This is a genomic window from Mesorhizobium sp. B2-4-7, from assembly GCF_006442685.1.
In the GTDB taxonomy this organism is placed as follows: Bacteria; Pseudomonadota; Alphaproteobacteria; order Rhizobiales; family Rhizobiaceae; genus Mesorhizobium.
The window spans coordinates 183,299-199,164 of sequence record NZ_VFVH01000005.1 but is presented as its reverse complement, the minus strand read 5'-3'; the positions used below and the strand labels follow the sequence as shown (position 1 = coordinate 199,164).

Below are 15,866 nucleotides of genomic sequence, written 5' to 3'. Positions count from 1 at the left end.
CCGTCTCCCAACACTACCTCCGCGGGCAGGTTCCAAACGTCATTCGGCAGCTTCGACCGATCTCGATGCCGCCACGATCCGCGCGGCACAATATTTGAACTCGGGGATCTTGCCGTAAGGATCGAGCATAGGATTGGTAAGCATGTTGGCCGGGCTCTCATTAAAGCAGAACGGCATGAACACCATGCCATCGGCGACCTCTCGATCGGCCCGCAGAATGGCTTCGACAATGCCGCGCCGCGTCTCCACGTTGATCACGTCTCCCTGCGCCAGGCCGCGGCGCTTGATCTCGTAGGGATTCATTGCAGCAATGCCGTAGGGCTCGATCGCGTTGAGCACCCCGGCGCGGCGTGTCATGGCGCCCGTGTGCCAGTGCTCCAGCAGGCGCCCGGTGGTTAGCACCAGAGGATATTCGTCGTCGGGCACCTCGTCGGGAGGCAGGAGGTCGGCGGGCACGATGCGCCCGCGGCCATCCGCGGTCGGAAACCCGGTGGTGAAGACGATCTCGTTGCCAGGAACATCAGGACCATCGGCAGGATAGACGACGGACTCCTCGCGTTCGATGCGCTCCCAGGAAATGTGCTTCAGCGACGGCATTACTTGCGCCATTTCGCCGAAGACGTCCGAAACGTGCCCGTAGTTCCAGTCCAGCCCCATGCGTCTGGCAAGCTCGATGATGAGATCGAGATCCTGCCGCGCCTCGCCCGGCAGGTTGACGGCCGGCCGGCCGATCTGCACCTGCCGATTGGTATTGGTGTAAGTGCCGAGCTTCTCAGCATGCGCGGAGGCAGGGAGCACCACGTCGGCATGCCACGCTGTTTCGGTCAGGAAGATGTCCTGAACAACCAGATGCTCTAGCTTGGCGAGTGCGGCGCGCGCATGGCTCTGGTCGGGATCGGACATGGCCGGGTTCTCGCCCATGATGTACATGCCCCGGATCTCGCCGTCATGGATCGCGTCGACGATCTCGACGACGGTCAAGCCGCGTTTGGGGTCGAGCGTCTGGCCCCAGAAATTCTCGTACTGGCCGCGGATATCGGCATTCTCCACCGATTTGTAGTCGGGGAAATACATCGGGATGAGGCCCGCGTCCGAGGCGCCCTGGACATTGTTCTGGCCGCGCAGCGGATGCAGGCCTGTGCCGGCGCGCCCGACATGCCCCGTGATCAGCGCCAGCGCGATCAGGCAGCGCGAATTGTCCGTGCCGTGGGTGTGCTGCGAAATGCCCATGCCCCAAAAAATCATCGAGCGCTCCGCCTTGGCATAGGTGCGCGCCACCTCGCGCAGTACACCGGCCTCGATGCCGCAGACGGGAGCCATCGCCTCGGGCGAAAAATCCTTCACCTTGGCCTTCAATGCCTCGAAGCCGGAGACATTGGCCTGGATGTACTGCTCGTCATAGAGCCTCTCTTCTATGATGACGTGCAGCAGCGCGTTGAGCATCGCCACGTCGCTGCCCGGCTTGAAGCGCAGCGCATAACTGGCGTGGCGCATCAGTTCCTGGCCGCGTGGATCCATCACGATCAGCTTGGTGCCGAGCTTTGCCGCTTGCTTGAAATAGGTGGCGGCCACTGGATGGTTTGTCGCCGGCCGCGCCCCGATGATGATCACGCATTCGGCCTTCATGGCGTCCATGAAAGGCGCCGAGACCGCGCCAGAGCCAACGCCCTCCATCAGAGCGGCCACGGAAGAGGCGTGGCAGAGCCGGGTGCAGTGGTCGATATTGTTGGTGCCGAAACCCTGCCGGACGAATTTCTGGAAGAGATAGGCCTCCTCGTTCGACCCCTTTGCCGAGCCGAAGCCAGCCAGCGCCTTGCCACCATGCTGGTCGCGGATGCGTTTCAGCCCGCTGGCAGCGCGCTCCAGCGCCTCTTCCCAGCTGGCCTCACGGAACACTGTCAGCGGGTCGACATTGCGCAGATCAATGTCGCCGGCCTTCGGCGCGTCGTCGCGCCGGATCAGCGGCTTCGTCAGCCGTTCGGGCGACATCACATAGTCGAAGCCAAAGCGCCCCTTGACGCAGAGCCGGTTCTCGTTCGCCGGACCGTTGCGGCCGTCAACCTGGACGATTTTATTGTCCTTGACGGCGACCTGCGTCTGGCAGCCAACGCCGCAAAACGGGCAAACCGTATCGACGACCTTGTCGAACGCCTGGACGACACGCGTCTTGCCGGTCTCGTCCATCAGCGATTTCTCGTAGAGCGCACCAGTCGGGCAAGCCTGGACGCATTCGCCACAGGTGACGCAGGTCGACAGGCCCATCGGATCGTGCATATCGAAGACAGGAATCGAGTGATTGCCGCGCTCGGCCATGCCGATCACGTCGTTGACCTGCACCTCGCGGCAGGCGCGCACGCAAGCGCCGCAGGTGATGCACGCGTCGAGATTGACGGCAATGGCCGGATTGGTGATGTCGAATTCTGGCGCTAGCCCCTCCTCGGTGAACTTGGAACGGTATCGGCTGCCCGAAATCCCCATCGAACCGGCCCATTGCCAGAATGCCGACTGGTTGTCTGGACCGTCGCTCGCCGGTCGCATGTTGCTTGCGAGAAGCTCGAATACCATCTCGCGCGATTTGCGGGCGCGTTCGGTATCGGTTTTCACGACCATGCCGGCGGAAGGCTGGCGAACGCAGGAGGCAGCCAGCACGCGCTCGCCTTCGATGTCGACCATGCAGGCGCGGCAATTGCCGTCGGGACGATAGCCCGGCATGTCGACATGGCACAGATGCGGAATCTTTGTTCCCTGGCGCTTGGCGACATCCCAGATAGTCTCGCCAGGGGCGGCGCTCACGGTTTGCCCATTGAGGGTGAATACCACGCTCTCGGCCATCAGAGGTCACTCCGGAAATGCGTCAGCAGATGGTTGATCGGATTGGGCGCCGCCTGGCCCAGGCCGCAGATCGACGAATCGCGCATCACGGCTTCGAGGTCGCGAATCTTATCTTCCGGCATCGGGCCCTGCTCCTGCAAGATAGCCACCAACTTTTCGGTTCCCTCGCGACAAGGCGTGCACTTCCCGCAGCTCTCATGTTTGAAGAATTTCATGAGGTTGAGCGTGACCTGCTTTATATTGTCGGCCCGCGAGAACACGACTATAGCATGGGAGCCGACGAAGGCGTCCTGCTTGGCCAGATCGCCGCCGAAATCGAGCGGAATGTCCCCCAGTGCTGCTGGCAGGATGCCGCCTGAGGCGCCACCCGGCAAATAGGCCTTGAACTCATGACCGTCCGCCATACCGCCGCAATAGTCGTCGATCAATTCGCGTACCGTGACGCCGGCCGGCGCCAGCTTGACGCCGGGATTTTTCACCCGGCCGGATACGGACCATGAGCGGATGCCAGGGTGGCCGGGCCTGCCCTGCGCAGCGAACCATTGCGCGCCCTTTTCGACGATGTCGCGGATCCACCAGAGCGTCTCGACATTATGGTTGAGCGTCGGTCGTCCGAACAGGCCGACCTCGGCGATGTAGGGGGGGCGGTGGCGCGGCATGCCGCGCTTGCCCTCGATGCTTTCCAGCATCGCACTCTCCTCGCCGCAGATATACGCACCAGCGCCGCGGCGGAGCTCGATGAAGCCCGGCTTGACGATGCCGGTGGCCTCGAGTGCGGCGATCTCCTGACGAAGAATGGCGAGCACCGCAGGGTATTCGTCACGCATGTAAAGATAGATCCGTTCCGCCTCGACGGCGTGCGCCGCGATCAATGCACCCTCAAAGGCACGGTGCGGATCTCGCTCGAGATAGATGCGGTCCTTGAAGGTGCCGGGCTCCCCCTCGTCGCCATTGATCGACATCAGACGCGGGCCCGGATAGGAACGCACGAACTGCCACTTCTTGCCAGCGGGAAAGCCCGCACCGCCCAGACCCCTCAAGCCTGCATCGCCCAGGGTGGCGATGAGCTCGTCCGTGGTCAGCGCCCCAATCCGTACCCGCTGCAAAAGCTGGTAGCCGCCCGCCTGCCGATACGCCTCCAGCCCGACATAATCGGGCAGGCTCACACCGGTCTCCGCTGCCGCGGCCATGCGCCTCAGGCCCTCGGCGGTTGCCTGGTCGACCTCGCGATCACCGATACGCGCGGCAGGCGCGCCAGCGCAACGGCCCATGCAGGGCGCACGCATGACCCTGATCGCCGCTGGATCGGCGCCCGCTTGCAATTCGGCCAGGAGCGTGTCGGCGCCCGCCAGCATGCAACTCACTGAATCGCACACGCGGATTGTCAACGGCGCCGGCGGGATCTCGCCTTCCTTCACAACGTCGAAATGGTCGTAGAAGGTCGCCACCTCGTAGACCTCGGCCTGCGACAAGCGCATATCTTGCGCCAGCGCCCGCAAATGCCGCGCCGACAGGCAGCCATATCGGTCCTGGATCAGATGAAGGAATTCGATCAGCAAGTCGCGCCGTCGCTGGCGCGCGCCCAGGAGCGCCTGGACCTCGGCGAGCGCGGCGTCATCCAGCGGCCTGCCCTTTGGTCCGCGATCACGCGGCCGTCGTTCCTGGATCGTCATGTGCTCACCTCCCCGAGTGAAACGCCCTTACCTCTTAACGATACCCCGCGGACCAGGATGTCGACTATGAGGCACGACATGTCCCCTGCACGACCAGCGCAAGCATTGCCTCGCAAATCTTGGGGCCGCCGCCGACGGGGTGCAACTCGTCACATCGTCGCGGGCTGCGTCTTTTCGATCATGAACACGACGCGATCGCCGTCGCGCTCCGTCGCTTCAAGTCGCTCGCCCATCTCGTTGAGCAGATTGGGGATATCGATGACCGCCAGCGGGTCCGTGCAGTGAACCTCGAGCCGCTCGCCTGGCCTCAAGGCTTTCAACGCCTTGCGGGTCTTGAGCGCGGGCAAAGGGCACTTAAGCCCGGTCAGATCCAGCTTCGCCGTGGTTATCATGGTCGGCATGATGCCCGACGGGACCTGGCCGCGTCAATCGAGCCTGGGTTGCGGCTCTCGTTTCGAGGACGCGATCCGACGGCGCTCACATAAGACTGGAATAGGGGAGGAACTGGACCGTGTGACCTGGCTCGACACGGACTATCTCCTCTCCCAACTCGACGAGACCGTCGGTCGCGACCAGGGATGACAACAGTCCTGCGCCTTCCCTGGGAAACTTCGTCGCTTCGTAGCATCCATCCGCGGCCGCGCGTACGCTTGCTCGCACATACTCGCGCCGTCCCTGCTTTTTGCTATAGGAAAAGGCGGCCCGCATAGCGATCGGGGTCGGTGGTTGCTGGAGGGCCCCCGCAAGGGCGAGGATTGCCGGGCGGGCAATATGCGCGAAGGTGACGAAGCTCGCCACCGGATTGCCAGGAAGTCCGATCAGCGGGGTTCCATCGATCACCCCCATGGCGACCGGCCGGCCCGGCTTGATCGCGACGCGCCAGAACACCAGGGTTCCGGCACTCTCGACGGCGGCCTTCACGCAATCTGCCTCGCCCGTCGACACACCGCCCGAAGTCAGGATCAGGTCATGGCTCAATGCCGCTTCGCTCAGCTTTTCAGCGATCAGGCTACTATCGTCCACGAGGATACCGAGATCGGTGATGTCGCAGCAGAGTCGAGCGAGCATCGCCGTCAGCATGAAACGGTTGGAGTCGAAAAGCTGCGCCTGTCCGCGCATGTCTCCCGGCGCGACGATTTCGTCTCCGGTCGAGAACACTGCGACGCGTATCCTGCGCCTAACCTGGAGTTCCGTGAACCCCAATGCGGCGGCGAGCGCGATATCTTGCGGCCGCATCCGATGGCCCGCCGGGAGGACGGTCTCGCCCAATGCGACATCTTCACCCGCAGGGCGCACATTGGCACCCTTTTTCAGGCCGGGCGGGAGAAGGATCCTGCCGGAGCCGTCGATGCTCACGTCTTCCTGCATGAACACCGTGTCGGCCCCGTCGGGCATTGGAGCGCCAGTGAAGATGCGTACCGTCTGGCCCGGCCGCACAGGTTCATTCGCCGCCATGCCGGCCTGAACCCTCCCGGCAACGGCGAATGCCGTCTCGACGGTCTGCGGCAGATCTGCCCCTCGCACGGCGTAGCCGTCGACCGCGGAATTGGTGAAGGGCGGCAGCGCCAGCGATGCCACCATCTCTTTTGCCAGGACGCGCCCATCCGCCAGCAAGAGCGGGACCGTCTCGACCTCCTCTACGGCGCTGAGTTTCGAGGCGATCAGCGCGGCAGTCTCGTCGATGGGCCGCATCTGTCCGCCGAAAGCGAAGCAGTCATCCGAGATTTGCGCCATTTATATTCCCACTCTACGAGCGTGTCGGCTTCTTCGTAATCGCATCAATCCGGCTTTTTTTAATCAGCTTCGGTTGAACAGCCTGTAAGATACGGCAAGCTAGCGCAGGCGCGAGCCAGAATACGACGTCAGGAGACTGCCATGCCTTTGATGCTACGCCAACCGGAACACGCTATCATCACACCCGATCCGCAAGACCAACGGCTGACGGAGCTGGTTGCGGGCGTCGACCATACAGGCGCGGCGGTAGAGGTCCGCGTACCGATCGAACGTGCCCTGACGCTCTATCTCAACGCTCAGGAGATCGTCACGATGATGACGGTCAACGACTACCCTGAATATCTTGCGCTCGGCTATCTGCTGAACCAGAACATGCTTCTGCCCACCGATGTGGTGACGGACGTCGAGTATGACGAGGACCTCCAGGTCGTGGTCGTTCGCACCGAGCGCAACACCGACTACGAGCAGAAGCTCAGAAAGCGAACGCAGACTTCGGGTTGCGCCCAAGGCACTGCCTTCGGCGACGTGCTGGAGGCGATCGAGGACATCACGCTCCCGCCCGCTGAGCTTCGCACCTCCTGGCTCTACGAGCTGACGCACAAAATCAACACCACGCCGTCGCTCTATCTGGAAGCAGGCGCCATCCATGGCTGCGTCCTTTGCAGGAAGGGCACGCCAATCTGCTATATGGAAGACGTCGGCCGCCATAACGCTGTCGACAAGATCGCCGGCTGGATGTACCGCCACGCCATCGATCCGGGGGACAAGATCATGTACACGACCGGGCGGCTGACCTCCGAGATGACGATCAAGACGGTTCGGATGGGCATTCCCATCCTGGTTTCGCGTTCCGGCTTCACCGCCTGGGGTGTGGCGCTGGCCCGCCAAGTGGGGCTGACGCTGGTCGGCCGGGCGCGCGGCAAGCGCTTCACCGCACTTTCGGGCCAGGAGCGGATCGTCTTCGACCAGGATATCGCTTCGGTCGATGAGGAAGCGCCGCGCCACCGCCGCAAGGGTGCCGAGCATGACGACTGAGCGGCCCATGACGCTGGGCGTCGTGCTCGCCGGCGGTCTGGGTCGGCGCATGGGCGGCGGGGACAAGCCGACGCGCGTGATCGGCGGACGCACGATGCTCGAGCATGTCATCGAACGGCTAGGACCTCAATGCGACGGGCTCGTGCTTAGTGCCAATGGCGACCCCGTTCGTTTCGCCCGTTTTGGCCTGCCCGTCGTCGCCGACACGATCGAGGGTTATCCGGGGCCGCTCGCCGGCATGCTCGCCGCGCTCGATTGGACGGCGGACAACAGGCCCGACGTCGAGTGGGTGGTCAGCGCCGCCGGTGATTGTCCTTTCCTGCCGCGCGACCTCGTTGCACGCCTCCAGCGGGCGCGCATGACCGAGGGGGCGGATTTGGCGGTGGCGGCATCCGGTGGTCAGGCGCATCCGGTCATCGGGCTCTGGAAAGTCGCCCTGCGGGACGAATTGCGGCATGCGTTGACCAACGAGAGCCTGCGCAAGATCGACCGGTGGACCAGTCGCTACGGCCTTGCCACCGTATCCTGGCCGGCAGAGCCGGTGGACCCGTTCTTCAACGCCAACACAGTCGAGGACCTCGCCGAAGCCGAGCGGCTGGCCGCGTTGCTTGCCGCTAACCCGGCCGGCTGAACCCCGCGCGCTCCAGCGCCGAATGCACCTCGTCGGCCTGGAGGACTTCGAGGAACGCGTGCACCGCGGGCCGATCCTTTCGCGCGCAAACCAGCGCGAAGTCGTAGTGCTCTTCGGTCAACGGGATAAGACCGAGCCCGGCCGCACGCGCGACCGGCGCAATGGTGACGCCCCAGTCAGCGCGCTTCTGTGCCACAGCCGCGGCCACGGCATTGTGTGTGCGCGGCTGGTTCCAGTAGCCGTCCGGGCGTTCCGCGCCGAGGAGTTGGTCGATCAGGATACGCGTTCCCGAGCCTTGGTTGCGGTTGACCATCATGCAATCGGGATCGGCGAGCGCGGCACGGACCGCATCCTCCGCGCCGAGGCCCTCGAAGCGCTCGTCCCCTCGGCGGAACACCAAACCTTGCATGCGGCGCCAGCCTGGCACGAGTTCGAGACCGTCACCGAGGAAGGGCGCGTTGTAGTTCCGCGTCTTCGGGTCGAAGAGATGGATGGGAGCGAGATCGCACTCGCCGCGCTTGGCCGCCGCAAGACCGCCCAGGCTTCCCACAGACAGCGAGCGCACCGAAATACCGCGACGCGAAAGTTCGCCAACGACCAGATCGAGGCCGACGCAATGACTGCCGATGACGACGAGGTCGGGAACGCGGACCCGCGGCGTGAACAGCGTCACCGGCACGTCGGCACCGGCAGGCACGTGATCGGCCAGGGCCTCGATGCGGATGAAGCCATCCGCCTGGGTAAAGGATGTTATCGCTCCCGAGCCCTTACCAGTCGGATAGGCCGTCAATCCTCCCTGCCCTTGCACAAGGGAGACCATCGCGAATTCGGTCCGTCCGAGTTCTGAAGGAACCCGCAACGGAAGGCTTGCGGTGACCTGAGCATCGACGCGCGGCGGCAGCCCCGCCATGCGCCGCAGGGCGGGTACCACCATGTCATGGAAGGTGAACATGGCCGAGGTCGGAAATCCCGGCAGGACGATGACCGGCTTGCCCCCGCACACCGCAAGGCAAAGCGGCTTTCCGGGCTTCAGCGCCACGCCGTGGGCGATGATGCCGGGTTTGCCCAGTCGGCCGATAATGCGATGCGTGACATCCCCTGCCCCTTTGGACGTGCCGCCCGACAGGATCATTACGTCGTGGGCGGCGAGCGCCTCGCGCATAGCCGTCTCAAGCGTTGCCTCGTCGTCCGGGAAGGCGCCGAGAAAATGCGCTTCGCCGCCATTTTCAGTGACAGCCGCAGCGATGATCGGCCCGTTGGCGTCATAGATGCCGGCCGCCCGCAGCGGCTCGCCCGGCTGAACGAGTTCATCGCCAGTGGAGAGCACGGCCACGCGTGGCCTGCGCGCCACGGCCACTTGTGCGATTCCGCACGCGGCGAGCATGCCGATTTCGCGCGAGCCGATTTGCGTTCCGGTGCGCAGCACGACCTCTCCTCGCGCCATGTCGGATCCTGCATTGGAGACAAACTGGCCGGGCGAGATGCCGCGCCCCACCTCGATGGCACTCAATCCCACCGGATGCGTATGCTCCACCATGATGATGGCGTCCGCGCCACGCGGCAGCGGCCCGCCGGTTGCGATGGGCGTGGCGGTTCCGGTCAGAACGGGGAGTTGCGGAACCGTGCCGCAGGCAATCGCTTCCGCATTCAGCTCAAGCCGAACGGGACGGGTTTCAGAGGCGGCAGCCAGATCGGCCGCACGTACCGCGAAGCCATCGACATTGGAGCGGTCGAAGGGCGGCACGTCGACCGGCGCCGCCACGTCCTCGGCAAGAACCAGCCCGAGCGCGTCGGCCAGCGTCCGCGTCTCGGTCGGCAACGGGCGGGGAAACAGCGCTGCCTCGAAGCGAGCCAGCGCAGCTTCGCGCGACAATATCGTCAGGAACTGCTCCTGCCCGCTGTTCTGCCGGGCCGATGATGGAGAATTCGTCATAGCGGCTCACTCGATCAAAAGTTGCGGAGCGGAAAGGCGGAGACGGGCGTACCGGCGGCATACCCTTCGCTATCGCCCGGGACCGCAAGCCAGGCGTCGGCAAGCCGCATCGCGTCCAGCGAAAAGTCGCCGACCGCGAGCGGCGTCCACATGTCCCTTTCCTTCCCGAGCAGAACGAGCTCGTAAAGTCCGACCGCGGATGAGATTTTCCGCGAGAGCGGCAAGATGATGCCGGGCCGTTCAGATCTGCCCGACAGGCGGTCCAGGACTGGCTGGACAAGCGCAAGGAACCCGGCGAAAGCTTGGTGCGGCGATCCGGCCAATGCGACCACCGGTGTCTTGCCGAGCCGGCCTATTGCCGTTGTCCCCCCGGGCCGTAAGGCAATGCCGTGCCCAATCAACACCCCGCGCCGCGCCAGAGCCTCGGCGGTCACGTCGGCGTGGCCGTCACCAGTACCGCCGATCAGGAGCAGAAAATCGCAGGCCTCGCCGTCAAGAGCGACAATGATCGATGCCGCGTCGCGCTCTACGGTCTCTATACCGACGATCGAAACGCCCGAGGCACTCAGGCTCTCGACCACGAGCCGCATGGAGAATGTCTCGTGGCTGTCGGCAGCGACATCGATCACGCGCACGCGCGGGCTCCGTATGGCAAGCTGGCTCAGTCCCACTTTGCGGGCGACCAGCAGGTCGGCGACGCCGATCGCCTTTCCCTCAAGCATTGGCGGGCGGGCCGCCGCCATATCCTCGCCCGCCCGGCGCACACCCTGACCGGGCACCGCTTCAGCTGCTGCTTGGATCATCGGTCCACTGCAATCGACGAGGCCGGCCTGCAGCACACAGTCGCGATCTTCAGGCATGGCCTCACCCGTCTCGACCCAGATCGGCGCGACCGGCAAAACTAAGGGCGAATAGGCTGATGCCCCCATGAGGTCGAGGGCGCGACACGCCCAGCCGTCGACGGCAGCGATGTCTCGCACAGGCTGAGCCGGCACGACAGGCGGCATCCCGGCAGCGACATAGCCCAAGGCTTGTTCAGGCGGCACCAAGCGGGGGGTGACGGGCATTACACCATCGAGCAGCGCGTCGAGCGCCGCTTCCAGGGGAGTCAGCGGGCCCGTCGAAGAAAACGTTCTCGTCATGGCGCGATATTGAAGCAGACGCGAGCCTGTTTGCAACCAGCTTCAGGAACGCCCGCGCTGCGCGTTCGGGAAGAAGAGCTGCTGGCCGTCGATCTTGTACTCTCCGATCGCCTTCTGGCCTTCCGGAGAAATCAGCCAATCGATGAAGCGCTGGCCGGCCTCCACTTTGACGCTTGGATGCTTGTGAGGATTCACCAGCATCACGCCATACTGATTGAACAGCCGCTTGTCACCCTCGACGGCGATGTCCAACTCGCCACGATTCTTGAATGACAGCCAAGTGCCACGATCGGAAAGCGTATAGGCGTTCATGGCTGCCGCGGCGTTGAGCGCCGCCCCCATGCCCTGCCCGATCTCCTTGTACCACGGGCCCCTGGCCGCCTCGATGTCGATGCCGGCCGTCTTCCACAGACCCAATTCGGCCGAATGGGTGCCGGACCTGTCACCACGCGACACGAAGGCCGCCTTCTTGGCTTTGATGGCGATCAGCGCGGCTGCGATGTCCTTGGTCCCGCTGACGCCCGCCGGGTCGCTCTTGGGGCCAACGAGGACGAAGTCGTTGTACATCACGTCGAAGCGCTTCACCCCGAAGCCTTCCTCGATGAACTTCTCCTCCTGCGCCTTGGCATGGACGAAGACCACGTCGGCATCGCCACGCCGACCGGTGTCGAGCGCCTGACCGGTGCCCTGAGCGACAATCTTCACGCCGATGCCGGTTTTCTTCTCGAACAGCGGCAGGATGTGATCGAACAGGCCGGAATCCTGGGTCGAGGTCGTCGACGCCACGACTATCGACTGGTCCTGGGCAGGCGCGCCGCCTGCTAGCATCAGAAGCACCACAAGCGCAGAGAATATTCGGCGGGTCAGCATCTCAATCTCGGTCCAGTTGATCAAAGCACGAGCTCGCCGCGCACGAAGGCAGCGGCTTGCGGGGTCGCGGGGCGGTCAAGGAAGTCGTCGGCGTCGGCATGCTCGCAAACGCGCCCCCGGAGCAGAAAGACGACGTCTGCCGCGATCCTGCGCACTTGGCCGAGATGGTGCGACGCCATGATGATTTTCGTGCCCGATTGGGCAGCCGTGATGATGATCTGCTCGACAAAACGCGTCGCCGCCGGATCGAGGCTGGCTGTCGGCTCGTCGAGCAGCAGGATTTCGGGCTGGCGCGCCAGGGCCCGGGCGAGGGCCAGCCGCTGCTGCTCGCCACCGGAGAGATGCCGTGCCGGACGTGCCGCGAGATCGAGAAGACCGACGCGCTCGAGCAGTTCCTCCACGCGCGGGGCCCGGAGCCGACGCGGACAGCCGGCTTGAGCCAGTGCATAGGCGACATTCGCGGCCGTCGAGCGGCGCAGCATCACCGGCTTCTGGAACAGGATTGCACGCCGTGTCGGCGGGGAAAACGTTCGTCCCCCCCAAGTCAGGGTTCCAGCAGAAGGTGCAACAAGCCCCATGCAGAGCCGCAGCAGGGAGGTTTTGCCCGACCCGTTCGGGCCGACGACCAGAGTCGGCGCGCGCGGCCCGATTGTCAGGTTCACCCGGTCCAGGATGGTCGTCGCACCGGCGACCAGCGACACGTCATCGAAGACAAGTGGAAGATCGCTCTGAGCAGCCCGCATCCCTAACCAGCCCGTTGCTCGGACCAAACTCGCACGCCCCAGGCGGCGGCGTTGATCAGCAAGATGAGGAAAATCAGCATCAGGCCGAGCCCCATGGCGAGCGGCAGATTTCCCTTCGAGGTTTCAAGTGCGATTGCCGTCGTCATGGTGCGGGTGAAGCCATCAATGTTGCCGCCGACGATCATCACGGTGCCGACCTCGGCCGCCGCCCTGCCGAAACCCGCGAGCAGAGCCGTGACGAGGCTGAAGCGGCCGTCCCACAAAAGCGTGGCGACCAGGCTCGCCGGCCCGACCTGCATCGCAGTCAGTTCCTCACGGTACTCGCGCCACAGATCCTCGACCGTCTGGCGAGTCAGCGCGGCAATGATGGGCAGCACCAATAGCGCCTGTGCGATGACCATGGCGGCGGGTGTGAACAAGAGGCCGAATTCACCCAGCGGCCCGGATCGCGATAGCAGCAGATAGACCGTCAGCCCGACCACCACCGGCGGCAGGCCCATGAAACCGTTCAGCAGCACGACGATCGCCGAACGACCGGGAAAGCGCACCAGCGCGATAATTGCGCCCAGCGGAAGGCCGGCGATCATGGCGATCGCGACAGCCAAAAGGCTCACGGCGAGCGACAGGCGCACGATGGCAAACAGCGTGGCGTCGCCGCTCGCGATCAGTTGCCATGCGCCTAGCCCTTCCGACATTGCTCCTCGCAGTCCTGTCCCGTGTCAATGTCCTGCAACTCCTCCGTCACTGTCAAATCCTTGAACCTGAACAGGAATATGCATATCAGTGCAGGATGGATTTGCTGACGACGTCCGAAGCCGCCGACTATCTGCGCATTGGTGAGCGCAAGCTTTATGAGCTGATTGCGGAGGAGCGTGTCCCGTGCAGCAAGGTGGCGGGCAAGTGGCTGTTTCCTCGGCATGAACTCGACCGTTGGGTCATGTCGGGGTTGATCCGGCCTGCAGGAATGACGCAATCCGAGCCGCCGCCGATCGTCGGTGGCAGCCAGGACGACCTGCTCGAATGGGCTCTCCGCCAATCAGCCTCCGGCCTGGCCTTTCTGACGGAAGGCACGGAAGCCGGCGTGACACGCCTGCTGCGCGGCGAGGTGTCTGTCGCCGCGATTCATTTCCACAGCCCCGACCCGGACCCGAATGTCGCCGCGATTGCGACTAGGCCGCGGCTTTATGATGCGGTGCTGGTCGGATTCGCCCGCCGCGAGCAAGGCCTGCTGCTCGCGCCAGGCAATCCAAAATCGCTCAACAACCTGACCGACGTACTTGCGACCGGCGCACGCATCGCGGTTCGTCAACGCGGCGCAGGCGCGGACATGCTGCTCACGCAATTGCTGGCGGACTCCGGCGCGAAAAAGGACGACGTCAATCGGTTGGAGCCGCCCTGCCTGACCGGACCCGATCTCGCGGCTGCCGTGCGCATTGGTAGGGCCGATTGCGGAATTGCCACGCGCGCGGCCGCCCGCGCCGCTGGCCTCGATTTCGTTCCATTGGCCTGGGAAAGCTTCGATCTCCTGATGCGGCAGCGGACCTACTTCCAGCAACCGATCCAGGCGCTCCTGCGTTTGCTAGGGCAGGAAATCTTCGCCAGCCGCGCCGCCGAGCTTGGCGGATACGATCCATCGCCCGCCGGGCAGATACGGTTCTTCAAGTAGCAGCCGACCCCGATCAAGCCGCAGCTCTCATCCAAGATCGATCTCGCCCTCCACGACATGGCGCAAGCCTGCCGGCTCCGAGGTGATGACGGCCCTCACGGTCAGTCGGCCCTGTCCTTTCAGGCCCTTCTCCGCCACGGCTTTCTCGATTGCCTGCTGCGAAGTCACGCCGACCTGCTTCAGGAACTTGCGCATGGAGACGTTGAAGGGATCGGTTTCCATATTCTGGGTCATATGATTGCCTCGAACGGTGTGGACGATATGGCCGGTCCGGCAAGCTTGGTGCCCGCAACGGCGGCGCTGCGCCAACGGAGCACGGAATGGCCCGGGGTGCAATGAGGACGACGCTCGCACTATGTCTGACGCGGTCCGTTCCTCTGTGGCGTAACAACGCGTGGTGCCGAGATTCCTGGTCATGCCGGAGCGCCGCGGGCGATTGCCGTGACGGCCGATGGGCAAACGGCGATCACCGGTGGTTTCGCAGCAAGTGGCAACTGATGAAGGGCATGATGGGATGGGCTGTTTTTCGCCCGTCAGCGCGCCCTAAGCAATCCTGGTACCACTACGAGCATCGAACAGATGCACCTTGGATACCATGATCTCCAACCCAACCTCTTGATCAAGTTTGAAGGGCGGCTGATCCCGCACCTCGGCCACGAGGTCGACTCCACCTGCACTTAATGTAAGCTCCTGGGCCTCACCGGTCGGCTCGACCACTTGCACCCTCGCCTGAGAGTGGTTGCCACCAACCGAAATGTGCTGCGGACGAATCCCATAAACTACCCCATCCTTGTCGCCCATCCGAGCATCCGCCGGCAAGGGTAAGCGCAAGCCCTGATCGGCGACGAATGCGCCGTTGTCGATGCGGCCCTCGATCAGGTTCATTTCCGGCGAGCCGATAAAGCTTGCGACGAACAGATTGACTGGGTTCTCGTAGAGCTCGGAGGGGCGGCCGATCTGTTCGATCCGGCCTTTGTTCAACACCACGATGCGGTCGGCGAGCGTCATCGCCTCGGTCTGGTCATGCGTGACATAGATGCTTGTTCGGCCGAGCCGTTGGTGAAGCTTCTTGATTTCGGCGCGCATCTTGACACGCAACTTGGCATCGAGGTTGCTGAGCGGCTCATCAAACAGGAAAGCGGCTGGATCGCGCACGATGGCGCGGCCCATGGCGACACGTTGGCGCTGGCCGCCGGACAACTGCCGCGGCATGCGGCCAAGCAGATCCTGCAGGCCAAGGATTTCGGCCGCCGCCTTGACCCTCGAGACAATCTCTTCCCTAGGGACCTTCGCCAGTCGAAGCGCGAAGCTCATATTGTCGGCCACGCTCATATGCGGATAGAGCGCGTAGCTCTGGAAGACCATGGCTATGTCGCGCGACTTGGCCGGCATCTCGTCGACGACACGCCCGCCGATGCGGATCTCGCCGGTCGTCTGCTCTTCCAGCCCGGCGATCATGCGTAGCAGCGTTGACTTGCCGCAGCCTGACGGACCGACCAGCACCACGAACTCGCCACTGGCGATCTCGATATTGACATCGCGCAAAACTTCCACGGCGCCGAAGCTCTTGCCGAGCTGTTCTATCTCAATTGCAGACACCTATTGTC

The 15,866-nt window shown here is 64.0% G+C and carries 14 protein-coding genes; 3 read left to right on the top strand and 11 right to left on the bottom strand.

Annotated elements, in window-relative coordinates; genetic code table 11:
- Positions 1 to 39: 39 nt before the first annotated feature.
- From fdhF to glp, 4 genes are all read right to left on the bottom strand, one after another.
- Positions 40 to 2,832: a formate dehydrogenase subunit alpha gene (gene fdhF, locus FJ946_RS16555; protein WP_140565609.1), complete on the bottom strand. Its 2,793-nt coding sequence runs from the start codon at positions 2,830 to 2,832 to the stop codon at positions 40 to 42.
- Positions 2,832 to 4,505 carry an NAD(P)H-dependent oxidoreductase subunit E gene (locus FJ946_RS16550; RefSeq protein WP_140565612.1) on the bottom strand — a complete coding sequence of 558 codons (1,674 nt, stop codon included), beginning with the start codon at positions 4,503 to 4,505 and terminating at the stop codon, positions 2,832 to 2,834. The genes fdhF and FJ946_RS16550 overlap by 1 nt, the downstream gene beginning before the upstream one ends.
- Before the next feature lie 149 nt (positions 4,506 to 4,654).
- On the bottom strand, positions 4,655 to 4,906 hold the full coding sequence (locus tag FJ946_RS16545) for a sulfurtransferase TusA family protein (RefSeq protein WP_224671395.1): 252 nt from the start codon (positions 4,904 to 4,906) through the stop codon (positions 4,655 to 4,657).
- A gap of 76 nt (positions 4,907 to 4,982) precedes the next feature.
- A complete protein-coding gene (gene glp / locus FJ946_RS16540; protein ID WP_140565614.1) occupies positions 4,983 to 6,239 on the bottom strand; it encodes a gephyrin-like molybdotransferase Glp in 1,257 nt (418 codons plus the stop codon).
- 150 nt (positions 6,240 to 6,389) lie between these two features.
- Here glp and FJ946_RS16535 point away from each other — a divergent pair, with 150 nt between their 5' ends.
- Positions 6,390 to 7,274 carry a formate dehydrogenase accessory sulfurtransferase FdhD gene (locus FJ946_RS16535; RefSeq protein WP_140499459.1) on the top strand — a complete coding sequence of 295 codons (885 nt, stop codon included), beginning with the start codon at positions 6,390 to 6,392 and terminating at the stop codon, positions 7,272 to 7,274.
- The gene (gene mobA / locus FJ946_RS16530; protein WP_181167674.1) at positions 7,264 to 7,905 is read left to right on the top strand and encodes a molybdenum cofactor guanylyltransferase MobA; all 642 of its coding nucleotides are present in this window, start codon (positions 7,264 to 7,266) and stop codon (positions 7,903 to 7,905) included. Before FJ946_RS16535 ends, mobA begins: the two co-directional genes overlap by 11 nt.
- Here the strand turns inward: mobA and FJ946_RS16525 are convergent.
- The 5 genes from FJ946_RS16525 to FJ946_RS16505 form a co-directional block, all read right to left on the bottom strand.
- Positions 7,889 to 9,838: a molybdopterin biosynthesis protein gene (locus FJ946_RS16525; RefSeq protein WP_140521333.1), complete on the bottom strand. Its 1,950-nt coding sequence runs from the start codon at positions 9,836 to 9,838 to the stop codon at positions 7,889 to 7,891. The genes mobA and FJ946_RS16525 overlap by 17 nt on opposite strands.
- Before the next feature lie 14 nt (positions 9,839 to 9,852).
- Positions 9,853 to 10,980, bottom strand: a complete 1,128-nt coding sequence (locus FJ946_RS16520) for a molybdopterin-binding protein (protein WP_140565616.1) — start codon at positions 10,978 to 10,980, stop codon at positions 9,853 to 9,855.
- Between the two features lie 42 nt (positions 10,981 to 11,022).
- Positions 11,023 to 11,808, bottom strand: coding sequence for an extracellular solute-binding protein (locus FJ946_RS16515; protein ID WP_224519050.1), 786 nt, complete (start codon positions 11,806 to 11,808; stop codon positions 11,023 to 11,025).
- Positions 11,809 to 11,870: 62 nt separating this feature from the next.
- Positions 11,871 to 12,593 (bottom strand): ATP-binding cassette domain-containing protein, encoded by a 723-nt coding sequence (locus tag FJ946_RS16510; protein ID WP_140517407.1) that lies wholly within the window; start codon positions 12,591 to 12,593, stop codon positions 11,871 to 11,873.
- Positions 12,594 to 12,595: 2 nt separating this feature from the next.
- On the bottom strand, positions 12,596 to 13,288 hold the full coding sequence (locus tag FJ946_RS16505; protein WP_140565618.1) for an ABC transporter permease: 693 nt from the start codon (positions 13,286 to 13,288) through the stop codon (positions 12,596 to 12,598).
- Between the two features lie 95 nt (positions 13,289 to 13,383).
- On the opposite strand from FJ946_RS16505, the gene FJ946_RS16500 reads away from it, so the two are divergent.
- Positions 13,384 to 14,259: a helix-turn-helix transcriptional regulator gene (locus FJ946_RS16500; RefSeq protein ID WP_140565621.1), complete on the top strand. Its 876-nt coding sequence runs from the start codon at positions 13,384 to 13,386 to the stop codon at positions 14,257 to 14,259.
- Positions 14,260 to 14,286: 27 nt separating this feature from the next.
- Here the strand turns inward: FJ946_RS16500 and FJ946_RS16495 are convergent, their stop codons facing one another.
- The gene (locus tag FJ946_RS16495) at positions 14,287 to 14,493 is read right to left on the bottom strand and encodes a DUF6494 family protein (RefSeq protein ID WP_140499366.1); all 207 of its coding nucleotides are present in this window, start codon (positions 14,491 to 14,493) and stop codon (positions 14,287 to 14,289) included.
- 309 nt (positions 14,494 to 14,802) lie between these two features.
- Positions 14,803 to 15,858, bottom strand: coding sequence for a sn-glycerol-3-phosphate ABC transporter ATP-binding protein UgpC (gene ugpC, locus FJ946_RS16490; protein WP_140565624.1), 1,056 nt, complete (start codon positions 15,856 to 15,858; stop codon positions 14,803 to 14,805).
- Positions 15,859 to 15,866 lie beyond the last annotated feature (8 nt).